This window comes from Photobacterium sp. R1 (assembly GCF_054600795.1).
On record NZ_BAAHZP010000005.1, the window covers coordinates 168303 to 191922 of the forward strand.

Sequence of the window (23620 nt, forward strand, 5' to 3'; positions counted from 1 at the left end):
ATGAAAAAAACTCATGAATCGTATGAACGTGTTGTGGGTATGCGGCAGTCAGCGTGAGGGTACCTGAAGAACAATCAGCCCATCGCATTGCCCGAAAGGCTCACTTCAGGAGATATCTGCCTCACGCAGCGCCTTAATGTCTTTTGAAGGCGGTGCACCGAACAGGCGGCTGTATTCACGGCTGAATTGGGATGGACTTTCGTATCCAACGCGGAAGGTTGTCGCCATGGCGTCGAGATTTTCAGTCAGCATCAATCGACGCGCTTCACTTAAACGCAGTTTCTTTTGAAATTGCAGCGGCGTCATGGACGTCATGGCACGAAAGTGAGTGTAAAACGCTGATTTACTCATCCCGGTGTATGAGGCCAGTTCACTTACGCTCAGTGGTTTCACAAAGTTGTTTTTCAGCCAGTCGATGGCTTTTGAAATCTGATGACTGTGACTGCCTGCGGTGACGATTTGATTCAAACGTCCGCCTTGTTCGGAAGTCAGTAAGCGATAGAAGATTTCTCGTTTGATCACCGGAGCGAGAATTTTGATGCTTGCCGGCTCATCGAGCAGTGCCAACAAACGAACAAATGCATCCAGCAGAGGCTTGGACAGTTCACCGACAGCAATCCCTTTGTGCGCTTCTTTATCTGAGTTAAATGACAGTTCACTGTCGACGATCAGTTGTGAGATCTCTTGAAGGTCGAGTTCCATCACCAGGCCAAGATAAGGCGTGTCCGGACTGGCTTCCATGATGTTGGCGATGATCGGGAGATCGACTGAGGAAATCAGGAAGTGGTTCGCATCATAAACAAAGCTGTCCTCACCGAGTATCACCCGCTTTTTACCCTGTGCAATCAGGCAAATACTGGATTTGTGTGTATAGCTTGTTGGTGGAGTCGGTGTTTTCCAGTAACTCAGACGAACACCCGGAATGGCCGTATCAAACTGATTGGTATTCCGGGTCCATTGCTCGATTTGCCGGGCGAAGGTCAGGGTTGCTGTTGCCATGGAATTTGAATGGTCCATCGAGGCTCCACATGTGACTCAAGCGGTCATGTCGTTGCTGCAAGATGCTGTCGTTATAACATTATCTCGGTGTATGTAAAGAATATCAGGCAAGATACGATTTTGCTTTCAGTCTGCGTGACCGCTGATATGTGCACCGTCATTAATGCGAAAATCTGAATGGGTTCGAATAAAAAGACTTTACTTATCAGTATCTTGATTGTTTTTTCTTGGCGATGTCAGTCTGTCCGGTACATTGTCCTAATTTCCCCGGATAAAAAGTGAATTGGAAAAATGGGCAAGAATTAGCGTTGAATAGGCTAACGACATTTCGCACTTCGGGTGTAAATTTGTTTCATGGTTGGGTGACATTTTCCAAAGTGAAGTCCTGAATTGGGAGGAGTGAGAGCAGGTCACTACAGCTAAACTGGCTGGATTGCACAGGCAAGTTTGTCAGGCGTCAACAGCCAGCGATAAGCGCATGATTACGTTGCCTTAAATGCAGCCGACGTCCTGAATACGGTGCTGAATTCAGCCTGTTTTCCCATTTGAATTGCAAATGCCACAAAAGAGAATTTTTGGAGCTGATGATGAGTCATGAAATAAAAAATTTGATCCCGGAAGAGCTGAAAGCGGGCGTATTTAAAGGTCATGGTATTTTTGATTTTGGTGAAGAGAACGTTGCCTACGCGGATTATTTTACCGGCACCAGCTATCTGGCTCTGCTGAATAAGCCGGGGCTGATCGTAGCGAACGTCACGTTTGAGCCGGGCTGTCGCAACTTCTGGCATATTCATCATCTAGGAGGACAGATATTGCTCGTGACGGGCGGCCGTGGCTGGTACCAGGAAGCGGGTAAAGCGGCCCGTGCGCTTCATCCTGGTGATGTTGTTCATATTGCACCGGGCACCAAACACTGGCACGGCGCGGCGAAAGACAGTTGGTTTGCGCATGTCGCGATTGAAATTCCGGCGGAAGGTGCCAGCAATGAATGGTGTGAACCCGTGTCAGACGAAGAATATAACGCACTGAACTAAAGCGTTTATCGGGAATATTCGTGAGCGACTGCCTTGGATATTCTCAGTATTAATTTTTCATCAATATCAGGTATTCACTTGGAAGTCTGAAACCGGGCTTTTGGGATTTCTGTTGCCTGAATTTCTTCAATCACTTCATTCAGGCGCATCTTATGCCAGCGATCGATAATTATATTTTCACGTTAAGTGACGCGGTGACACGCGAGTCAGTGTCCTATAAAAACCGTTATGGCGTGACGATTTCAGCGGATCTTTATCGGCCAAAATCTGTAAGCGATCTGGCAACCTTGCCAGCTTTGATTGTTGGGGCACCTTACGGTGGCGTGAAAGAGCAGGGGCCTGGTGTTTACGCCAATGAAATGGCACAGCGCGGTTTTACGGTTCTGACCTTTGACCCGTCGTTTAATGGTTACAGTGGCGGTGAAGTTCGCCACCTCTCTTCTCCGGATCTGTTTGTGGAAGATTTCAGTGCAGCCGTCGATTTTATCGGGACTCGTCCGTTTGTTGACCGCCACAAAATTGGTGTGATTGGCATTTGTGGCAGTGGCAGCTTTGGGTTGAGTGCAGCTCAGGTGGACCGCCGTATCAAAGCCGTTGTGACCGTCAGTATGTATGATATTTCCCGCTACCATGCGAAAGGCTTTCATGATGCGCTGACTGATGAAGAGCGAAACGGTTGGCTGGATATGATTGCCGAACAGCGTTATGCAGAATTTACCGGTGCTGCCCCTGCGATGACACCGCGGGGTGCACCGATGGATATTGGCAGTGAAACCGATGAAATCGGCCGCGAATTTGGTGCGTTTTATTCACGTCCGCGTGGCTACCATCACAACTCAATCACTCAGTTTACGATGAGCAGCGCGCCGTCGTTCATCAATTTCGCGCTTTTGAATCACCTGCAGTGGATCTCGCCGCGTCCAATTCTGTTCGTGATTGGCGAACATGCACACTCACGATATTTCAGTGAAGATGCTTTTGAAATGGCAGGTGAGGCAAAAGAGCTGCTGGTGATTCCTGGCGCAAATCATGTTGATCTGTATGACAAAACGGATCTGATTCCTTTCGACAAACTCGAACGTTTCTTCAATGGGGCATTCCACTAAGTCAGCGTCTGCGCCAGCTTGATGCTGGCGATTCACTTGATTGATGACACTTTGTTTGCATTGATGTTTTGATACTGGTCAAGATCAAACAACTTATCCCTTATGGCCCAGAAGCGACCGCTTTTACGGGCAATAATGATTTCCGGCGGACGCAGCCGGTGTTCATTGCCGGCAACCTTGGTTGGGGCCGTCTCAGTAAAGGGACGATGGCGGTCAACCAGATGCGGATTGATGAACTTCTTCAGGAATTCGGTTTTCTGGGTTTTGTTCGTCAGTTGCCAGGTTTCACTGATATGACCATCGTCTTCACTGAAATAGGTCACTTTCAACTGAGGCTTGCCATACTGGTTTTTCCCGGCTTCCAGCTTCATCTCCGTGCATTTCATGATCATGGCGTCTTTCAGCTTTAAAGCATCTCTGAGCTTTTTATCCGGATCGACCATGACAGCATCGCACTGATGGCAGCGTCGCGCTGCAATGTCGTTGTCTGCACCGCATTCTTCACAGAACTTGGCCCGAAAGCGGTAGCCGCATTCCTCCCGTTCGCCGTCATCGTCCTCAAAGTAACCCTGACAGCGACGGCCATAGTGTTCAATCAAAAAGCCAGCCGGGTCGAGTTTGCCCCAGAAGCTGTTTTTGAAGCCGCAGGCCGGGCAGGGCACCATGATCACTTCGCTGCTGCTGTCCGGTTTGGGATCACCGACTTCCGGTTGATACAGGTCGTAGCAGTTCCCGGCATACTCCAGAACCAGGCAATCTGTTTTGCCTTCAGCAAGGCGCAGACCGCGGCCCACAATTTGCTGATACAGACTGATTGATTCCGTCGGACGAAGAATAGCAATCAAATCGACATGCGGTGCATCAAACCCCGTGGTGAGAACCGACACATTGACCAGATACTGAATTTGCTGATTTTTAAATGCATTGATGATGCGATCCCGTTCTTCCAGCGGCGTGTCTCCGACAACCAGTGCCGCGTTTTCTTCGGCCAGATAGCCCATGATTTCTTTGGCATGGTTGACCGTTGAGGCGAAGATCATCACGCCTTTCCGGTCTTTAGCGTAATCAATGACCTGTTCAATAATCATCGGGGTTGCCCGGGAAGATTTCGCAATCACAGCATCCAGATCCGATTCCCGGTAGTGGCCGTTACTGGCCGGTTTCAGGCCGGAGAAGTCATAGCCGATCACGGCCATATCCATGATTTTGGGTTCTGTCAGGAACCCTTCGTCCAGCAGGTAACGGATAGGCAGTTCAAAGATGCAGTCCCGGAAAAATCGCTCCTGCTCGGTACGAACCTGACCCCGGGTGTGATATTTGTAAATCCAGCCCATGCCCAGACGATAGGGCGTTGCGGTCAGCCCCAGAATCTTGATCCCTGTGTTGATTGACTGCAAGTGTTTGATCACCCGCTGATAGGCACTGTTTTCATCGTCCGGCACCCGGTGACATTCATCGATGACCAGCAGGGAGAATTCTGCGTCAAACTGGTCAAGACTGTTGACCATCGACTGGACCGATGCAAAAACCACTTGCTGATCGGTTTCTTTACGACCCAACCCTGCAGAAAAAATGGAAGCTTTTAAACCGTAGCTTTCGTATTTTGCGTGGTTCTGTTCGACCAGCTCTTTGACGTGGGTCAGCACCAGCACCCGACCGCGCGCAATTCGGGCTAATTCTGCGATCACCAGACTTTTACCGGCACCTGTGGGCAAGGTCAGGACGGCAGGCGTGCTGTGCTGACGAAAGTAGTGAACCGTGGCTTTCACACAGTCCTGCTGATATGGGCGAAGTGTATACATGAATTTGATTCGGTTGATGAACAGCGCTGGGGGAGTTTAACGGCTTTGAACTGTGGGAAACAAGTATCGGGGCGGTTGTAATAATCAGGGCCCGGAATTGCGGGCCCTGCGAATGGTTGTGTTCATGACGCGACATTGATGAAGCTTCATGAAGTTATGTTCACGAAGCCATGTTCAGCGGTAGTTTCGTTGGTTTGATGGTTTTGGTCATCATGCAGAACTGGCGCCGCGGGATAAAATCGTGTTTCTCGTAGAAACTGCGGGCTCCTTTGTTCCCGATATTGACTTCGAGTGTCAGTGCATGTACGCCCGCTTCAGCACAATGGGCTTCAATTTGCGGCATCAGCTCAGTCCCGATCCCTTGCTGACGCCATTCGGGTCTCAGGTAGAACTGGTCGATGAGTGCAATCCGGCCGCCGTATTCAAGGCTGAAGCTGTAGCTCAGGATGATATGACCGGCAATCATTTGATTGCCATTGTCGTTCACTTCAATGAACCAAACCTGGCCCAGTTCCGGATTGTTGAGTATTTGGTGAACTGCCTGTGTCGTTTGCTCGCGCTTTTGCGGCAGGACTTCATATTCAAAGAGTTCCCCAACAAGTGTAAGCAACATGTCTGCAGAAGACAGGCCAGGCGCTACAAGTGAGATGTTCATAAGTCAACCTTAGTTGTTCGGTGTTGTCATGACATGGTCGTAATTCGCTTCAGGTGTTTATACGGATAACCCATGTCTTCTGTCTATAAGTGAAGACCGTGAAAATGGATAAATGTTCTACTTTTTGAGCTTAGTGGCAGTTCAGATAATGCGATGTAAAAATTTGTGATCAGGGGTTGCAATTAGTGATACCCCTTCAGGGAAGGCTGAGGACAGGTATCTATCGTACAAATCTTTCAGAATTGAGTATCTTCAGGTGACTTGGGTATATAATGGCGGTTTTGCAACACTTGGAGCCAGCCATGCGGCTTGATAAGTTTTTGAGTACGGCCTTGGGAATTACGCGCAAAGAAGCCGGTAAGTTATTAAAAGATAAAAGAATTGAAGTGAATGGCGAGGTTGTCCGGAATGGGGCGGTGAAAATCACCCCAGACTGTGATGTTGAATTTGATGGCCGTTCGCTGCATATGACGGGCCCGAAGTATTTCATGCTGAATAAGCCTCAGGGGTATGTCTGCTCACACGTCGACGATTTTAATCCGACAGTTTTTATACTGCTCGACGAAGTCAGCCCTGAGAAACTGCATGTGGCCGGTCGTCTGGATGCCGATACCACCGGCCTGGTGTTGCTGACAGATGACGGTCAGTGGTCTCACCGGATCACGTCTCCGCGTCATGTGTGTGAGAAAGTGTACTACGTGGAAACGGCTGATCCGATCCCGGAATCTGCGGTCACCGAGTTTGCGGAAGGGGTTCAGCTTCGCGGAGAAAAAGAACTGACGCGCCCGGCAAAACTGGAAATTCTGGGCGAGCGAGAAGCGCTGATCACGATTTCAGAAGGCAAATACCATCAGGTGAAGCGGATGTTTGCGGCGATTGGCAACAAAGTTGAGGCGCTGCACCGTGAAAATATTGGCACTGTTGAGCTGGACGAAGCGCTGGAGCCCGGCGAATACCGGCCTTTAACCGAAGAGGAAATCGCCAGCTTCTGACAGAAGTGCGAATAATCGGAAAAAAAGAAAGACGGCGCTGACGATCAAACGGATATCAGCGCCGTTTTTGTATGCAGCGGGGCGGAATTGTCAGGAAAGGCTCAGTTTTCCCTATTACTTGCCGCAGATTGCACCGTTGATTCACAAATTGTAAAACTTCACTCTCAGGCAATAACTGTGGTTTTCGGTGGCTCATTTTTGACCTGTCTGCTGATGTGAGTCACAATTTTTTGCTAGTATACCTAAAAAAGAAAGTTATCATTTCCTGTTAGGAAAGATTCGCGCAGCGAAAATTGTCGTACAATCACTTTCTTTCCCCTTTATCTACTAATAAGTGGTTTATGAGTAAATCTGACAGTCCTGGTCTGAGTTTTTCCTTAATTTTGATTCTCGGTGCAATCGCAGCATTAACGCCGCTAGCCATCGATATGTATTTACCCGCAATGCCAACCATTGCGAAAGATTTGGCTGTCACTCCAAGTGCTGTGCAGGTCACGCTCACGGCTTATACGGCAGGTTTTGCTATCGGCCAGTTGATTCATGGGCCCTTATCAGACAGTTATGGTCGTCGTCCTGTTCTGATTATTGGCGTTGTGCTGTTCGCGCTGGCGGCAGTGGTCAGTGCCGTGAGTCATGACATTACTGAACTGACCTGGATTCGTGCCGCACAGGGTTTCGCGGGAGCATCCGCCGCGGTGATTATTCAGGCGCTCATCAGAGACATGTTTGAACGTGAAGAGTTTGCCAGAACCATGTCTTTTGTGACGCTGGTGATGACGGTAGCACCTTTGGCAGCACCCTTGATCGGTGGTTATTTGTCGGTCTGGCTGGGCTGGCGTTCAATCTTCTGGTCACTTGCGCTGTTCTCGGTCATTGTGATTCTGGCGGTGATGAAGATGATTCCGGAAACTCTGGCGCCTGAAAAACGTCTGCCGTTTCATCTCGGTTCCACGCTCAGAAACTACGCGCGGATGTTAACATCTGCTCCGGCATTGGGTCTGGTTGTCAGCAGCGGGTTCTCGTTTGCAGGGATGTTTGTCTTCCTGACCGTCGGTTCATTCGTTTACATCGATCTTTATCATGTCAGCACTGAAAATTTCGGCTATCTGTTTGGCCTGAATGTGGTCTGTCTGATTGTGATGACCACACTCAATGGCAAACTGGTCCGTAAAATGGGCTCGCATTTTATGCTTCGCCTGGGTCTGAATGTACAGCTGATTGCTGGGGTCGGGTTGATTGCCGGTCAGGTCTTTGAGCTGGGGCTGTGGGGCGTTGTTGTACCGGTGATGCTCTTTGTCGGTGCGATCTCTACAGTTGCCAGTAACTCAATGGCCTGTTTATTAGCCAAATATCCGCATATGGCAGGTACGGCATCGTCTCTGGCTGGTACAATGCGCTTCGGAACCGGTACGGTTGTGGGCGGTATTGTAGCAATGATGCCGGACACATCTGCATGGCCACTGGCTGGGACGACCGCCGCCTGTTCGGTGCTTTCGTCACTGTTCTACTGGGCGCTGTCGAAAGATGCCTGATTGTCGTAAGTAATCGTCAAGAAAAGAAATATATGGCTGAGTTTTATCAAGAGCTGCACCAACTGGTGAGCGATGGTCTGTCTGAACTAGATGGCTCTGTCGCTGCCGGAAAAACACCGAATAACCCGGTGAGTGAAACACATTTTTTAAGTGCCTGGATTACCAGAGTGATTAAGCAGCAGCGATATGATCACTGTGTTGCGAAAACGCTGCTTGCCTGGCAGCAACAGGCCCGCAGTCTGGGTAAACAGGCGCAACTGAAACAGAAATTTGAGCATATCCGATGGACCCTGTCTGGTGTTCAGACTGAAAGCGGGCTGAATCGTCCGGTGGACTCCGATGGTGTGCATGCGTTTTATCAGGCGCTGGAAGCTGCCGGGTGGATGGTCACAACGGGTTATGAAGTGAACCGTAAAGTGACGCATCATACCGATGGTCAGGCTTCTCTGGTGGTTTGTGCAACACAGGCAAAGGCGGCATTCAGTGAAGAGGGTGTGCTGATCAAGCCGCTGTCGGTGTATGTCCGGGGGAACAGCCAGCAATGCATCGATCTGGCTTATGAGAACGGATTGTTGCTGTATAAAGTGACCGATTATAAATCTTTAGTGAAATACCATGGTGAATATATTCTGCAGCCGGCAAATGCTGGTAGTCATCTGCCGGAATTGCCCACCTTGTCCCGGGATTGATGATTGAGAAAAATGCAGCCGAAAGGCTGTATTTTTTTATGGGTCAACAGGATGTTTCAATTCAGTTTCAAAGAAGAGTGAGTTGTTTGATGATATTGAAAAAAATCAAGTAAATCAGTGTGTTTTAGCTTGTGATTTCAACAGTTCAACATAAAATTGTTTCCGTTTTCAGCATATTTCCGACCGGTTATCCATCATGAGTATCTCTTCCTCCGCGCCAGCGTTTATCGACGGCGCCTTTGTTCGTCGCCTGATGGCAATCGCTTTTCCGATTGCTTTGCAAATCATGTTGTTTTCCAGCCGGAGTCTGGTGGACATTCTGATGCTGGGTCAGCTCAATGAGCTGGATGTTGCAGCAATCGGTATTGCGGGCAGAGCTCTTTTTGTCGTGACAATCATGCTGTTTGGCGTGACTACCGGCGGCGCAATGCTGGCAGCCCAGTACTGGGGCGCCGGAAATCAGCATGGCATGAAACAGAGTGTGGCACTGACTATGCTCATGACAACGATTGTTGCTGTGTGTGCCGCGCTGATTTTCGGGTTGATGCCAGAGCAGGTGATTGGTCTGGCGACGCATGATGCGGAAGTCATCCAACGGGGGGCTGAATATCTGCAAATTACAGCCATCAGTCTGTTTGCCGTGTCATGGGGCAGCAGTGTGTCTGTAGGGCTGAGAGCCATGCACCAGCCCAGTATCAGTACTTTTTTCAGTGCCGTGGGGATTGCCCTGAATCTGTTTTTGAACTGGGTCCTGATTTTCGGTCATCTGGGGATGCCGGCTTACGGCATCGCTGGTGCAGCCTGGGCAACAGCCATCAGCGGGCTGGTCGAAATTGCGCTGCTGTTTGGTTATCTGCACCTGAAAAAGCATATTGTTGCATTCGAATGGTCCGTTTATCCGGAAGTCATGAATGCCGCCCTGATCAAACGTTTTCTGAAATTGTCGTTGCCTACAACTCTGAATGCACTGGCATGGTCGGGTGGTATTTTTATGTACCATGTGATTATCGGTCAGTCGGGTGTGGATGGTCTGGTCGCATTGTCGGTCATGACCCCGATTGAATCGCTGGCGCTGGCGATGCTGATCGGTATTTCCAACGCTTCAGCAGTGCTGATTGGAAATCAGCTTGGCGGAAACCAGATGGAGGCAGCGTACCGTCAGGCTTGGGCAGTATCGGTGATCAATCTGGCCTGTGCTGTGGTGATTGCAGGATTGATGCTGCTGATCCGCGATCCGATTTTAAACCTGTTTGCTGCAATGACCCCGGAGACCCGGGCGCTGACGGAAAACTTCTTCCTGATTTTCTGTGCCGGGATGATTGTGAAAAGTCTGCCGATGACGATGATTGTCGGTGTCCTGCGGGCTGGCGGTGACATGCGGTTTTGTTTTTATCAGGATCTGGCGGCGCAATGGGTGATCGGGATTCCGCTGACGGCATTTTGTGCATTGGTCCTGAAACTGCCCCTGGAGTGGATATACGCCATGCTGATGCTGGAAGAGTGCGTGAAAATTATCGGTTCAGTGATTCGGATTCGTTCCAAAGCCTGGATGAATAACCTGGTGGCAAACGAGAGTCAAAGTACGCCAGCCTGACATCCTGTCATGTTCATGAATGAAGCGAAAACAGCCTGCATGATGCAGGTTGTTTTGTTTTTGGGGGTTTTAATTCTGAATGCAGCGCCTTGAAGTCATCGCAGGTTTCACATTCGCGTGTAATTTTTCATTCACATATTTCCTGCTGGCAGAATCAGCTTTCCATTTCAGACATTTCACTGTTGTGTGACGCGCACTTTATTGTCCTTTTTTTGATTTATCGTCTATTGAATACTGGCGACATGGATTCAGTGAATTCTGAGTGTGATGGGTCAGAGTTTGTGCTGAAGAAACAGCGGTTTGAAGTGTTTTTGGGGTTGCGGCCTATACTGAGCCTATAGACCTCAGGGAAAGCAGCAGTGCTTCCTGAAAACAAGGCTTCCTGAAAATGGCGTCATCCGTCACCACTGGCCATTTCAACATCAATCCAGAGTCAGTATTGAACAGGGGAAAATCATGAGTCAGACGCATGAGCTTTATGTGATCGATATGGGGATCGACACGCACCAGGAGCCGGTGGCGTATATGCGGAGCGATTGTCATATCTGCCGAGCAGAAGGTTTTACGGCCAGTAGCCGGGTTCTGCTGACTCATGGCAAAAACAGCATCATCGCCACCCTGAACGTGGTGGACGATAAGGTACTGCCCCCGAAAAGTGCCGGTTTATCTAAAATCGCCATGCATCGCCTGAATGCGATTGACGGTGTTGCGATCCAAGTCAGTCATGCGCCGGTGAATACCTCACTGGCAGCGGTCAGGAAAAAGATTTTTGGTCACAAGCTCAGTCATCAGGAGATTCAGGATGTCGTTGAAGACATCAGCGCTCACCGTTATTCGGATATAGAAATTGCCAGCTTTCTGAGTGTGTGCGCAGGGAGCCGCCTTGATGTCGATGAAATTATCGGCCTGACGCAGGCCATGGTGACATGCGGGAAGCGGCTGTACTGGCCGGGTCAGACTAAAGTCTTTGATAAGCATTGCATTGGCGGCTTGCCGGGCAACCGGACCTCACCGCTGGTGGTTTCTGTTATCAGTGCGGCGGGGCTGACGATTCCGAAAACGTCTTCACGCGCGATTACATCCCCGGCAGGGACGGCCGATACGATGGAGGCGCTGACCACAGTGAATCTCGATCTGGCGGACATTCAGCGCGTAGTCGCAAAAACGCATGCCTGTCTGGCGTGGGGAGGGGCGGTTAATCTGAGTCCGGCGGACGATCTGCTCATTCGTATTGAACGTGTACTGGATTTGGATGGGGAAGGGCAGCTGATTGCTTCTGTACTGTCGAAAAAAATAGCCGCGGGTTCGACCCATGTTGTGATTGATATTCCTGTGGGTCCCACAGCTAAAGTCCGCTCTCAGCAAGATGCGGATCGGCTGGTTTCATTATTTACCCGGGTCGGAGAAGCTTGCGGCATCCACATCCGTTGTCTGATCACCGATGGCAGCCAGCCGGTGGGAGCAGGAATCGGTCCGGTCGAGGAAGCGCGTGATGTACTGGCGGTGTTACAGTGCAGCGACACCGCACCGCAAGACCTGAGAGAACGCGCTTTATTTCTGGCGGCACATCTGTTTTCGATTGCTTTTGATGAGGACTACGAAGCGGGGCTCACAAGGGCAACATCGATTCTGGATGAAGGCAAAGCCTGGCAGCAGTTTCAGCGAATTTTGGCTGCGCAAGGCGGGATGAAAACTCAGCCGCAAGCTCATTTTCAACATACGGAAACGGCGCATGTGAAGGGAAGACTGGTTGCGATTGATAACCGGCAACTCTCCCGTCTGGCAAAACTGGCCGGGGCACCAGCCACACCTGCAGCCGGGGTGCGACTGCATAAACGGGTAGGCGACAGAGTGGAACATGGTGATCCGTTGTTTACCTTATATTCGGATACCGCCGGAGAGCAGCAATACGCCATGTCGTATTATCGTCAGTCGGAAATTTTTACCATCGAGGCCGCGAAATGAGTGACAGAGTAACGCCGAATGCAGAAGCACCATGGGTGTTTTCCCAGCAACCACATCCGCTACTTGAACCGCTGACCGTTGCATTGGATGCACAGCCAGGTCATCTTGAATCCCGGCAGTTTCCCGACGGTGAGTTTTATCTGCGGGTATGTTCAACCGTTGAAAACAGGCGTTGTGTCGTCGTTGCTGATTTGTCGCATCCGGATGAAAAGTATTTACCGCTGATCTTTTTGCTGGAAACACTGCGTGAACTCGGGGCGTCTGAGGTCGGATTAATCGCGCCCTATCTGAGCTATATGCGGCAGGATTGCCGGTTTGCAGACGGCGAGGCCATCACATCGCGGATATTCGCGCAGTCTTTGTCCCGGCATATTGACTGGCTGGTGACGGTTGATCCGCATCTGCACCGTTATCATGCCTTAGACGAAATTTATACAGTGCCCAGTCGGGTGGTGCAGGGCGCAACCGCGCTTGCACAGTGGCTGACGACAAAGAACAATCTGCTGCTGGTTGGTCCGGATAGTGAAAGTGAGCAGTGGGTCTCGAGCATCGCCGGGCTCAGTCAGCATCCTTATGTGATTGGCGAGAAGCACCGTTTCGGCGATCGGCATGTCGAAGTGATTTTGCCGGATATCGAAGTATACCGGGACAGAACTGCTGTCATTATTGATGATGTGATTTCCAGCGGTCAGACAATTTTGCAGTGTGTACAGGCGCTTCAGTCCCGCGGAATCGACAAGATTCAGTGCGTCGCAGTCCATGGTATTTTTGCCGATGATTCAGACAAAGCGCTGATTGTCGCCGGGCTCAGTCAGTTGGTGACAACCAATACCGTTCCGCACCCGACGAACGCGATTGATATCACCCCGCAGTTGCTTCCTGCTGTGATTGAGCTGTTGCAACGGACGCAAAATACGGGCTGAGACGATTTCAGCGGAGACAGCCAAAACGAATACCGGCCTCACGCTTCGGTGTAACTTTTTATTCACGTATTTCCTGGCGATAGAACCAAGGTTTCATTTTCATGAAACCGAAGTCCGGCTTGCGTATTTAAATTGTCCTTCTTCAGATTCCTTGTCTATTCATGATGCACTGTCGGCATGCTTTGCTGGCTGTATTTATCATCATGACATTTCTGTTCACCTGTCATTCGTCATCTGTGATTGACTGACAATTCAAAGAAGGACTTTCTCCATGGGAACAGCTGCCGCAAGTAATAAACTGCAATACGGATATCCGACGCCGGGGCCACAGAGCCCGACCGGACAAAAAGTGATGGATCATGTCTTTTTCCTGTCGAATGCCGAATGGAAACAGGCCCGGGAAGAAAATGATTATGATTTTGTCGTGATCGGCACGGGTTTCTGTGCGCTGGCTTTCGCTGAGCGTGCCCTGAAGAATAATCCCTTCGCCCGGATTTTGATGATCGAACGTGGCCCGTTCTTTTTACCTGAGCATTTCCAGAATCTGCCACTGCCGTTTAAAAATACTTTAGGCGGATTGTCGGAGACCTTCCCCTGGACAATGTCGGCCAAAAATCAGCTGGGACAGGCCGGAACCATTCACTGGCAGCATGGCATGGTACCCTTCTTTGGTGGGCGTTCTACCTTGTGGAGTGCCTGGTGTCCGAGACCCAATGATCAGGAGTTTGCCGGGTGGCCGCAGGAAACGATTGATGCGGCCAGAAGGAATTTCGACTCGGCTGAAACTCTGCTCAGAGTCCAACCGGCTGATCAGATTGATGCGGGCCGCAGTAAAGCTGAGCAGGCTTTCATTGCGGATAACCGCCCGGTGTACGGTGAACTGCAACGGACAATTCAGCAGTTACTTGAACAGTCCGGTACTTCAGTAAACGGTATTTACCGCACGGAAGCTGCACCGCTGGCTTCGGCATCTGAAAGGGTGAACGGTATCGATTTCCAGAAGTTCTCGACACCGGGTAGTCTTCTGGAACTGGCTGAAGTTCAGGCCGCGCGCAGTAAGGCCGGAACGGGCGCAAAACTGGATATCGTGACAGACTGCATTGTTGAGCAGATTATTCAGCAATCAGTAGATGGCATGCCGCAAGCCACAGCGCTGCAAACTTCCCGAGGTGTTTTACCGCTGGGATCGGCACAGCTGATCCTCGCTATGGGTACATTGCCGCCAACGACCTTATTGCGAAATTCATTCCCGGATTATCCAGGACTGGGCGATCGTTTCTCTGCACATTTCATCAGCTCAATTGTTGCGCGCGTGCCGAAGGCGGATCTGGATCCAAACGGTGACTGGGGCAATCTGGAATTAGGCGCCTGCTACGTGGCTGGCGTTGCGAACAACAGTTTCGAACAGCAATATCATATTCAGTTGTCGGCATTGTCCGATGACAACCCGATTGTGAATTCAGCCACAGCGCTGCGGTATATGCCGGATGTGGTGGCGACAGCCTCGATGGCGCAATTGCTGTCTTCTCAAGACTATGTGGTGTTCGTTTGTGCCGTGCTGGGTGAGTTGGATTACACCAATCCGGGCAGCTGGTTTAAAGGCAATGCGGATGATCGCAACATCACCACCAACTCACTGCTTCAGATTGAGGAAAACGGCAAAGACAAAGAAACCTGGACCGCGATGGACGAAGCCACCTTCAGTATTCTGGAAACCGTGCTCTCCCCGAAAGGCAAAGACGCGGTGCAATACTGGCATGGCGCTCCGGATGAAGGGGACTGGACATCGGCGCGTCCCAGCTCAACAGCGATTCGTGTCGATGCCCCGGTCCATGAAAGTTCGACGTTGCACATCGGTGCTCAGCCAGACGCACCAGTTGATTTGAACTACCGGTTCAAAGGCGCCAACAACGTATACGTCACTGGTGGTGCACTCTGGCCACAGGGCGGCTCTTGGAACCCGACACTCACCATGGTCGCACTGGCACAGGATCTGGCAGATAAGTTGTCCGGGAAGTAGTTACCAGAAAAAAGTTGTTTGAGAAATAGCACCTGAAAATCAGGTGATAGTATGAAAGCGTCTTCTGAAGTGAGGCGCTTTTGAATATCATCACCCCAATAAATCACTCACCACTGATTGACGTCTTTAAAAAATTCTTGCCTCCACTCAGCTTTTCAGCCTGCTGATAAATCCCGATAAAAGGTAATGAAGAGAATTTGAACATCTGGTTGATGGATTTCATGTGGATCATCATAGGGTTTATCTTTGAGGCAGTTGAGGTCGCCTCGATGAGATGTTGCTTACGCATCAGCTTTAGTAACCCTTGTGAGCATCACAGCTTTCTCAATCTAAGGTGAATGCAGATAGCGCTTTAAGTAGCGAACTCATTGTGTGAGAAGAAAAAGCCATAATTTTTGACTCAATACCACAAAGTGGTATTTTTGACGACGGGCAACTTATTAAATCAGTTGATTAGGTCATTCAATCTGTTAGGGTTTTTCGCTGTACGTCTGGATGACCGTACTTGCTGTTCATTCTCTGAACAGACAATCAAAAAGTTAACCCTGGCTGCTGTCGTCGTGAATCTGATATCGCAAGCTACAGCCACCATGAATACATGTTAAACGCAGCGAATACTGTCATCATGATGTACTGTTCACAGATCCTGACTCGCCAATCAGATTATCGAACTCTTTTCTCACACCAAGCAACATGGCTCCTGGTGCTTTTTCCACCGGACAATGCATCTGTTGCTTCATGCGAACTGTCAGGAAGCTCTTTGTTTTGCGCATAGTGTTTCCTGAATCCAAAGCAACTTAGTTTCATCATTGCAATAAAAAACGAGAAGAGTTAGATGGAAAAACAGATTTATCCCCAAGCGTATTATCCGCCAATTGAAGACTATACACAGTCGCAGTTTCAGGAAGTGATCACCCAGACTTGTGAGATTGAACCGGAACATAAAATCGTCGTTGAACTGGCAGGACAATGGCCAGAAAATAGTGCTTATTTGTATCTCTCAAAAACAGAGATGCAAAGCGAAAAAATTCAGAAACCTCAGACGGATTTGAAGACGGATCATCGGAGTATTGTTGAGTTTGACAGGCTTGAGAATGAAGCGAAGAATCTGTATCTGATTATTCCGGGTGAGGCAGGAAAAACACCCGTGAATTTGTTGTTGGCTGAAAACATTATACCTGTATCAAAAGGGTACGACATGCCCGAATGGGATACAGTTTTGGTCCCAGTCATCCCGATGTATTCTGTATCCGACGAAAAAAATCTTGTGAAAACGAAAATGTATGATGAGGGATATATCTATATTTTACGCAGTGGTAAGGTTTGGCGTGAAATTAAAGTGAATTCAAATGGATACTTTAGTGAAGTCAATTTATTGATTCAAAGCGATTTAGCGAGCATAGAGAGTACAGCGACTCGACATCTTGATATCTCTTTAATGAATGAAGAATCGGGTTCAAGATATTCTTATGACTTGGTGGAAATCTATGAAAATGGAAGCTTAACAGCCAAGAAAAGATTAGATAGTATGGGGAATTTAAGAGTTCTAAAATTGACTTCAGAAGAAGTCGAGGTGGTTCTTCCAACTTATGAACCAGCCAGGAAATTCACCTTTGCAACAAAAGAAAGCCCACGCAAAGCTGGAAAAGCAACGAAGCGAGAGCCAGATGGCAGAATCATGCCTCACATCTGGTTGCCTTATAAAGTGAATGGCACTGTTGAAACGCTTCATGCCGCACATTTTATTCATCAACAAACGGCTAGCCAATTGCAAAATCTGGAAAAAGATTACAAGCACTCCTGCGTTGAAATCACAGGCTTAGACTCATACAGCAAAAATAAGTGCTTCATTTCAGATGATACTGCCGTGAAAGAATTGAACATTCCTGATTCTATCAATGAAAAGGATATCCGGTTTACAATTTTGAAGGAACAGCTCGGTTGCAATGTCGCACAGGTGTTTTTAAATTCACCTGAAATAGAGCTTCGTTTTAAATATTATGTGAATGAACATATCGATCAACCGGATGATTATTTTGAGCTAAAAGATATAGAAGGGCAGTGGTCACAGAGAAAATACCTGCGAAGCTGTGATTTTATTGGTGATGAAAGCCAATACAGAGAGATATGTTTTTCAGGGTGGAACGAGAAAGTTGAAAAAGTCAGCCTGATAAGAAGTTCAGATCGAAACCAAAAATTCGATCCAGTTGTGATTTATAAAGAAGTGTCCATAGCTAGTTTACTGGCTGAGTCGGTTAGGTGAAAAATGAAAACAAAGCTAATTTTGAGTGTATTAATTGGAATCTTGCTGTCCGGATGTGATCAGGAATCGGTTTCACGTTCGAATCCCAGGCATGATTTAGCAGCGAAGAGTACGTACATAGAAAGAATACCCGCAAAACCAATGAGTATTGTGGAGCAAAAAAATGCACAGTATTGGGATGATGGCAGAATTTACATCACCGAGCACAATTATATTAGATATCAAGATGGAAGTAGTCAGCCAACATATTATATATACAAGGCGAAAGAGTGGCCGAAAGAAGATATAAACAATCATTCTTCTTATGATTTACCTCGCGTCGTTTTTCGATGGGATAATGGAGCGAGAGATGACTCTCCTGAGGATGATCGCTATGAGCGTAAAGATAAAGTGTGGAGTATAAAAACTGACGGCACCGACTTACGTTTAGTTGCTGATGAATTTTACGGAAGAATTCAATCGATAAAAATGTCCCCCAATAACCGATATTTGGCACTGTCATATGGTGCAGAGGAAGGTGTTCTCAAAGTCATCAAGGACTTGAAAACTGGAGAATATACCGAGCTTGGGAAATATCGAGAAACAACTGATTTTTTATGGGCAGAAGATAGTAGCTATCTTTATTTTAGTGATCAATGGAAAAAGTGGAAATATACCGTACCCACAAAAAAATTAGAAAAGGTTGATGTGAATTTCAGCAAGGCATCCATCATATATGATGGTAAAAGATATGTTGTCGATTCTCTTGGTGTAGGTATTTATGATGAGAAAAGGAATAAACTAATATCTTCAGTTATACCCAATAAGGATGGGGATATAGAATCAAGAATATTTAGGAAAAGAACAATCAGTCCAACCGGGCAATATGTTTGGGTTGAAACATGGACGAAAAGATATTTAATCGATACTTACAATCAGACTTTCAAAACAGAAGATATAATTGAAAACAAAACTGGGAAATATAGTCATTTTGATATGATTGGCTTAGGTGCTAATTATGTGAAACTTGGTTCAGGAACAACAGTTGTATTTAAGCTGAATGACAAAAAAGAATATGATGGAAGTTTCCTGAAGTGGTCCCAAGTCGGTACCGGCCATAGTGCATCAGAGGGGCTGTTATATAACGCCTTTGCCAACAGAGGTGATTTTTTTAAGAGCGTTGAGGTGTTAAAATGAATGATTTTTTAGAGCTATCATCGGATTATCATATATTTTCTGCATTCTTTGAAAAAAGTGAATCCAGTTCTGAAATTGAATTGTCTGCTGAGGAAGTCGAATCTAGTTCTGAATTGTCTTCTGATAAAGAAGGAACTAAAATCGGTAAAAAATATGAATCATATCATAAAATATTAAATAATACTGAAAACGTTAGATTGAAAAATGTTAGACCATTATCTTTTATTCCAGTTATTTCAGAATCAGATGATGGTGAAAGAGAAATTTGGGCAACGGATTATAATTATAGACTGTGCTCTTTAAGCCATGGAAGTCAAATAAGTGAGTCGAAATCAATAAGTATATTAAATCATACTAGCCCAGTTCATCATTTGGCGAAAAGTCATTATAAGCTTACATTCCCACCAATTGACATGCTTATGAGATTAGCACAAGGGAATAAAACATATGAAAAATTGTGCAAGGAAATAAAAGGGATCTCTGACAAGGTTTCATCAGAATCGATTGAATTTGCAGTGACTGAAATTCATCCATCACAATTGGCCCCGGCTTATGCAAAGGATGATCAAGGAAACCTAACGGATGAAAAAGAAAAATATAATTCCTGGCGAGAGCGTGTCTTAAAAGAGAAAAAAAACATTAAGGGATTTCTTGTGCCTAGTGTCGCCACTTGTGTGGTGGTATTTTCTAATAGAGAGTATTTGAATGCAATAGTTTCATTGCAAAAATATGACAAGAATGGAAATGAATTATTAAAGGGTAAATTAGTATCGCCAGTTAGGTTTCCAGATGAAAATAATAATGTAGACCATAATGATAAGCCTTGCGCGAATTTTCATTTAGATCCAGAGTTATTCGATGATGGGTATTATAGCATTCGTGTCGTTTTCGACGAAATAGAAATGCCAAATGGGAGAATACCAGAATTTATATCCAAAGCGAATATCTCTTTTGTTGGAGATGAGGTTAATAAGAAATATCAATATGAATTAAGAGAGTATATCAAGGTAATAGATAATAACCCTTTAGGTAAGTTTGCGATCGTCTGTGGGGATATGATCTCACTTGAAGAGTCATTGATCTATCAGTTCCCACAATACATGGGGCGTATGAAGAAATATCTGTCGGGTCAGTATGATTTAGAGGGTATTTCCAGCCCTGCCATGAAGAGTTTGATGACGCTGAAATCAGTTGCTGTAACGACTTCTCAAATTGCAGGTGGTTATGCATCGGGTACCTGGAGCCAGATGATTCAAAAAGAAGGTGAACTCAAAACATTTAATACAGTCAGCAAGTTGGTCTGGCAGAATATAAATACTGAATTACCTGAAGCAATGAAAGCAACAGGGGAGTTATATTACGGACTGTTTGCAGTGGCAGATGCCAAAGCGCAATTCGATTTATACTTCAAAGAAACTGATGCAATGAAGCGAAAAATCGGTTTGAAGTCATTTCTCAGTGAGAAATTCCTTGATGTAGCAGAGTTTAAAAAGTACTTAGGCAGTTTTTCACACGATATAAGGAACAGACATTGGACTGTTCTGTCTGGTCGTTTGTCAGAAACCTGGTCCGGCGGTACAGCGGGCTGGGGAAGTCGTGGTGCTGGTTTCGTCGAAACGACTGAGGCAGTCTATAAAATTTATGACACCTCGAGTCAAGTGATAAAAAATAAGAAAGAAACAACACGAACGAAAGAACAACTCGATCTAATTGCATTTAATTATTTGAAAAATATCCCTGTGTGGCGTGAGTCGTTATCTGAAGAATCAACTAAAATTGATGCAGCGATTCTCAAGTCAAAAGAAATATTAAGCCAAAACACCCATGGGGGTGGCAATGTATCTTTGTTGACTGATGAAAGAGGATCGGGAATAAAAGTCCTGTTTAACTTCAATGCCAGAGAGACAGTACTCAGCCAGAACCAAGGGATTATTCAGGTTTTGACAGATGCACTATTTTTTGAACCGAGACTGAGAATTGAAATTGAAGGGCATGCTTGTCAGGTTGGTATGCCAGAAATTAACTTGAAAATTTCACATGAAAGAGCAATGAATGCGAAGGACTTGTTTCCACAATCTTTGCATGACTCGATTATTGTGAGAGCTTTTGGAGACGCTGTCCCTTTATATAGACCTAAGGATGAAAGTGAAATTAACCGAAGTAATCCGAGGTTAAAAGATAACCGGCGTGTGGAAATCCGCATTTATATTTCGTCACTTGATGTTGTTTTCAATCCCAGCCGTTCTGGTTCACAGGCACTCGAACGAGGAAGACTTGCGACACTTGCATCGATTAAGAAAGAATATGATTCCGAAGTCGATATGATACTCGCGATTTTTGATGGGTTACTTCAGGTCGCGTCCCACATGCCTGTTATTGCACCCGCTGCGCGTGGCATTCTAGTGGCAAAAGAGAGCGCTGGTGTTGCTAAATCTGCATTGACTGTATTGGATTCATTGCTTTTTGAGCATGCAGTGAATGAATATTGGGATAATTTTAAGAAACTTTATCAGCTGCATTTTCTGTCATTTATCAACATTGATTTACTGAAAGAATACAATTCTGTGAATGTACAGATAGATAAGGCTCATCAAAAATATCAGGACATGATTAATTTCCTGAATGAAGATAGCACGAAGATGGAGCTACTGAAGCGATATAATCTTCGTTCAGTTGCACTGAATGGTCTGATGTACATCCTGGCATGGGTAAAAGGGAAGCATAATACGATTTCTCACCAGCTTCTGGAGCAGTATGATGTCAGTGGTTATTTAGAAACTTATGTGATGAAAGATGATTGGGTGTTGAATACAATCGGAACAACGAACTTAGGGCTGGACTGGCTGAATGCCCGTGAGTTTACTGTAGATGATTTATACAACCCCTATGATAAATATAACCGTACAATGCCATTACCAATGAATATTTTAGGGGCGTTTTTCGAAGATAATATATCTGCAAAATTTAATCGAGTGTTTCCAATTCAAACAAAATTGTTTGAAAATGGGAAAGAAAGCTTATTTGAAGAGTTCGCAAACAATTTTTCTGTCATAGAACGAACGATTAGGAAAAATGATATTGGGTTTTGTCGTATTTTAGTTGCCGAACCTAATAGTGACGATTGGAAAGAGTATGATTATTGGAGAAATCCATATCGAACGAACAGAATTACACCTTTCCATAAGGTTAAAGCCCAGGTGATTTTGAAGTCAAATTATAATGAAGTGATTTCAGCCAAGCTAGGTTATGATAGAATTGATGGTATTATCAATGTAAGCGGGCCAAAGTTTGAGGCTCTGATTGTACCGATGAAAGTTGACAGTTTTTCATCTGATCCTTACGAACGCATAAAAGAATATTATAAACACAGGAATGAAGAGACTTTACTCGGTTTTGAGTTTGTACCATTTTATCAATTTGGTGAGGCCAAGATTCATGGTATGAAACCTTTGACAAGTAAAACTCGAATAGCGAAAGAAATTATTAATTACCCTATTGGCTTTATTAAGAAAATTTATTATGACTTAGTTCTTGATCAGCAATATGAAATGCCGGTTGATGAATTTGATTGGTATGTGAAATCCGGTGGGTTTCGTGAAATGCAATACACTTTATGGATGAAGACGGGGGCTGTTTCAATTGAGCTTCCGCCATTTTATTCTGAAGTGAATCATCGGATGGTTGATTTTGATGATTTTGAACCTGAATTGAAATATGGTGTCCATGGGGAAAACAGTTCTACCGTAACCATCCCGACAAGTTTTGGAGAAAAAGCGATGATTCTCCGTGAAAAAGATTTGTTGAATGAATCTTTCACATTAGCAAACGATACAAAATCAAAGCATGTGGTTCCTATTGTTGATAGTATCGATAAGTATTGCCTAGGATTCAGAACCGCAGCATCAGGAATTAGAGTTTTTTCAAATTCTGGTAAATATAATAAAGGTATCTGGTCGGATGAAAGCAGTAGAGAACATAAACAGTCTGAAGAAAATCCACAGTCTTTTTATATTTTATTTCTCTCCCAAAAAACAAATCGCAGCTTTTACGAAACTTCTCGCTTGGACTGGAAAAAAGTTGCAATGAATCTACAACTGGAAATTGCAGATGATAGTGTATTAGATACTTTTGTTGATAGTGTTGACGATAATGTTGCTGTATCTATCGGTGTGAAAGCAATACCACCTGGTTCAGCAACTGTGGATGCAGCAAAGGTGCTAAATGACAAAAAAACGCCTGGTCCTACATATAAATCATTTGCATATTATCAGGGGGATTATGTCTTTAATCCCACTTCGGAGCCTAGCTTCAGAGCTTATTGGGAGTTCACGAATAAAGATAAGGTGAAGGGGAATAATAGCGATGAATTAGATTCATTTATCAGGTTAGCATTGCGTGATAAAGCAGAGCTGGATAAGAAATCAACCTATGCAGTATACGCAATGGAAGTACCAATCTCTTATACCTCACCAACTGGATTAAAAGTGAAAGGGCTGAGACCATTTGGTTGTGTTCTGAAAAGTGATGAAGTGAAACTATCTGTGAATATAACACAAAATGATCTTTCATTTTCTGAAGTCTTTAAAGATTTTAATAAGATTAACATTACCTTTCCTGGTGTAAAAAATATGACTTGGCTTAAACCTTGGGTAAAACAACAGGAAGGTTATCAAAGAGATGGCATTGATAATACGGCGGCAGAACAGTGGCGCGCTTTAACCGATCATCAACAAGATAACTTTGTCAAAGATTGGATTGAAAATCAGCCAACGGTTGTTGAAGCCCCCATTTTATTAGAAAGACCTGAAGCATCGAAGCGTTCAGAGTATTTTTCGACGGATAGATAATCAGTTGTTGGAAAATAGTACCT

At 46.0% G+C, this 23620-nt stretch carries 17 protein-coding genes; 12 read left to right on the top strand and 5 right to left on the bottom strand.

Translation table 11 applies throughout. The annotated features are described in order from the left end of the window. Window positions 1-105: 105 nt before the first annotated feature. Window positions 106-1017: an AraC family transcriptional regulator gene (locus ACYP03_RS10600; RefSeq protein WP_330959585.1), complete on the bottom strand. Its 912-nt coding sequence runs from the start codon at window positions 1015-1017 to the stop codon at window positions 106-108. 569 nt (window positions 1018-1586) lie between these two features. Here ACYP03_RS10600 and ACYP03_RS10605 point away from each other — a divergent pair. Both ACYP03_RS10605 and ACYP03_RS10610 read left to right on the top strand, forming a co-directional pair. Then, window positions 1587-2033 (top strand): cupin domain-containing protein, encoded by a 447-nt coding sequence (locus ACYP03_RS10605; protein WP_248140054.1) that lies wholly within the window; start codon window positions 1587-1589, stop codon window positions 2031-2033. Between the two features lie 152 nt (window positions 2034-2185). Beyond that, a complete protein-coding gene (locus ACYP03_RS10610; RefSeq protein ID WP_248140056.1) occupies window positions 2186-3139 on the top strand; it encodes an alpha/beta hydrolase in 954 nt (317 codons plus the stop codon). A 32-nt stretch (window positions 3140-3171) separates the two neighbouring features. Here ACYP03_RS10610 and ACYP03_RS10615 read toward each other — a convergent pair whose 3' ends face one another. Then, window positions 3172-4941: a DEAD/DEAH box helicase gene (locus ACYP03_RS10615; protein ID WP_248140058.1), complete on the bottom strand. Its 1770-nt coding sequence runs from the start codon at window positions 4939-4941 to the stop codon at window positions 3172-3174. Window positions 4942-5101: 160 nt separating this feature from the next. Continuing rightward, window positions 5102-5596, bottom strand: a complete 495-nt coding sequence (locus ACYP03_RS10620; protein ID WP_248140060.1) for a GNAT family N-acetyltransferase — start codon at window positions 5594-5596, stop codon at window positions 5102-5104. Between the two features lie 302 nt (window positions 5597-5898). Between ACYP03_RS10620 and rsuA the strand changes: the two genes are divergently transcribed. The 7 genes from rsuA to ACYP03_RS10655 all read left to right on the top strand — a co-directional run bounded on the left by rsuA (window position 5899) and on the right by ACYP03_RS10655 (window position 15311). Then, on the top strand, window positions 5899-6588 hold the full coding sequence (rsuA, locus tag ACYP03_RS10625; RefSeq protein ID WP_459779682.1) for a 16S rRNA pseudouridine(516) synthase RsuA: 690 nt from the start codon (window positions 5899-5901) through the stop codon (window positions 6586-6588). Between the two features lie 341 nt (window positions 6589-6929). Further along, window positions 6930-8120: a Bcr/CflA family multidrug efflux MFS transporter gene (locus ACYP03_RS10630; RefSeq protein WP_459779684.1), complete on the top strand. Its 1191-nt coding sequence runs from the start codon at window positions 6930-6932 to the stop codon at window positions 8118-8120. Between the two features lie 32 nt (window positions 8121-8152). Further along, the gene (locus ACYP03_RS10635; RefSeq protein ID WP_248140066.1) at window positions 8153-8809 is read left to right on the top strand and encodes a DUF2913 family protein; all 657 of its coding nucleotides are present in this window, start codon (window positions 8153-8155) and stop codon (window positions 8807-8809) included. Between the two features lie 196 nt (window positions 8810-9005). Beyond that, window positions 9006-10403 (top strand): MATE family efflux transporter, encoded by a 1398-nt coding sequence (locus ACYP03_RS10640; RefSeq protein WP_459779689.1) that lies wholly within the window; start codon window positions 9006-9008, stop codon window positions 10401-10403. A 456-nt stretch (window positions 10404-10859) separates the two neighbouring features. Continuing rightward, a complete protein-coding gene (locus tag ACYP03_RS10645; RefSeq protein ID WP_330959579.1) occupies window positions 10860-12368 on the top strand; it encodes a thymidine phosphorylase family protein in 1509 nt (502 codons plus the stop codon). Then, window positions 12365-13291 carry a ribose-phosphate diphosphokinase gene (locus tag ACYP03_RS10650; protein WP_459779691.1) on the top strand — a complete coding sequence of 309 codons (927 nt, stop codon included), beginning with the start codon at window positions 12365-12367 and terminating at the stop codon, window positions 13289-13291. The genes ACYP03_RS10645 and ACYP03_RS10650 overlap by 4 nt, the downstream gene beginning before the upstream one ends. Window positions 13292-13562: 271 nt before the next feature. After that, window positions 13563-15311 (top strand): GMC oxidoreductase, encoded by a 1749-nt coding sequence (locus tag ACYP03_RS10655; protein ID WP_459779693.1) that lies wholly within the window; start codon window positions 13563-13565, stop codon window positions 15309-15311. A gap of 103 nt (window positions 15312-15414) precedes the next feature. Here ACYP03_RS10655 and ACYP03_RS10660 read toward each other — a convergent pair whose 3' ends face one another. Both ACYP03_RS10660 and ACYP03_RS10665 read right to left on the bottom strand, forming a co-directional pair. After that, the gene (locus tag ACYP03_RS10660; RefSeq protein WP_459779695.1) at window positions 15415-15600 is read right to left on the bottom strand and encodes a hypothetical protein; all 186 of its coding nucleotides are present in this window, start codon (window positions 15598-15600) and stop codon (window positions 15415-15417) included. Window positions 15601-15934: 334 nt separating this feature from the next. Continuing rightward, entirely contained in the window at window positions 15935-16084 is a 150-nt protein-coding gene (locus ACYP03_RS10665) for a hypothetical protein (protein ID WP_459779697.1), read from the bottom strand. A 62-nt stretch (window positions 16085-16146) separates the two neighbouring features. Between ACYP03_RS10665 and ACYP03_RS10670 the strand changes: the two genes are divergently transcribed. From ACYP03_RS10670 to ACYP03_RS10680, 3 genes are read left to right on the top strand one after another with little or no spacing between them, the layout of a single operon-like run. Next, on the top strand, window positions 16147-17574 hold the full coding sequence (locus ACYP03_RS10670; protein ID WP_459779699.1) for a hypothetical protein: 1428 nt from the start codon (window positions 16147-16149) through the stop codon (window positions 17572-17574). Window positions 17575-17577: 3 nt separating this feature from the next. Continuing rightward, window positions 17578-18750, top strand: coding sequence for a Tricorn protease domain-containing protein (locus ACYP03_RS10675; RefSeq protein WP_459779700.1), 1173 nt, complete (start codon window positions 17578-17580; stop codon window positions 18748-18750). After that, complete coding sequence (locus tag ACYP03_RS10680) at window positions 18747-23597, top strand: OmpA family protein (protein ID WP_459779702.1); 4851 nt, start codon at window positions 18747-18749, stop codon at window positions 23595-23597. Before ACYP03_RS10675 ends, ACYP03_RS10680 begins: the two co-directional genes overlap by 4 nt. The last annotated feature ends 23 nt before the right edge of the window (window positions 23598-23620 follow it).

Bases quoted from the DNA above. Each gene is read 5' to 3' on its own strand.
- ACYP03_RS10600 (WP_330959585.1), bottom strand. From the start codon at position 1,017: ATGGACCATTCAAATTCCATGGCAACAGCAACCCTGACCTTCGCCCGG.
- ACYP03_RS10605 (WP_248140054.1), top strand. From the start codon at position 1,587: ATGAGTCATGAAATAAAAAATTTGATCCCGGAAGAGCTGAAAGCGGGC.
- ACYP03_RS10610 (WP_248140056.1), top strand. From the start codon at position 2,186: ATGCCAGCGATCGATAATTATATTTTCACGTTAAGTGACGCGGTGACA.
- ACYP03_RS10615 (WP_248140058.1), bottom strand. From the start codon at position 4,941: ATGTATACACTTCGCCCATATCAGCAGGACTGTGTGAAAGCCACGGTT.
- ACYP03_RS10620 (WP_248140060.1), bottom strand. From the start codon at position 5,596: ATGAACATCTCACTTGTAGCGCCTGGCCTGTCTTCTGCAGACATGTTG.
- rsuA (WP_459779682.1), top strand. From the start codon at position 5,899: ATGCGGCTTGATAAGTTTTTGAGTACGGCCTTGGGAATTACGCGCAAA.
- ACYP03_RS10630 (WP_459779684.1), top strand. From the start codon at position 6,930: ATGAGTAAATCTGACAGTCCTGGTCTGAGTTTTTCCTTAATTTTGATT.
- ACYP03_RS10635 (WP_248140066.1), top strand. From the start codon at position 8,153: ATGGCTGAGTTTTATCAAGAGCTGCACCAACTGGTGAGCGATGGTCTG.
- ACYP03_RS10640 (WP_459779689.1), top strand. From the start codon at position 9,006: ATGAGTATCTCTTCCTCCGCGCCAGCGTTTATCGACGGCGCCTTTGTT.
- ACYP03_RS10645 (WP_330959579.1), top strand. From the start codon at position 10,860: ATGAGTCAGACGCATGAGCTTTATGTGATCGATATGGGGATCGACACG.
- ACYP03_RS10650 (WP_459779691.1), top strand. From the start codon at position 12,365: ATGAGTGACAGAGTAACGCCGAATGCAGAAGCACCATGGGTGTTTTCC.
- ACYP03_RS10655 (WP_459779693.1), top strand. From the start codon at position 13,563: ATGGGAACAGCTGCCGCAAGTAATAAACTGCAATACGGATATCCGACG.
- ACYP03_RS10660 (WP_459779695.1), bottom strand. From the start codon at position 15,600: ATGCGTAAGCAACATCTCATCGAGGCGACCTCAACTGCCTCAAAGATA.
- ACYP03_RS10665 (WP_459779697.1), bottom strand. From the start codon at position 16,084: ATGCGCAAAACAAAGAGCTTCCTGACAGTTCGCATGAAGCAACAGATG.
- ACYP03_RS10670 (WP_459779699.1), top strand. From the start codon at position 16,147: ATGGAAAAACAGATTTATCCCCAAGCGTATTATCCGCCAATTGAAGAC.
- ACYP03_RS10675 (WP_459779700.1), top strand. From the start codon at position 17,578: ATGAAAACAAAGCTAATTTTGAGTGTATTAATTGGAATCTTGCTGTCC.
- ACYP03_RS10680 (WP_459779702.1), top strand. From the start codon at position 18,747: ATGAATGATTTTTTAGAGCTATCATCGGATTATCATATATTTTCTGCA.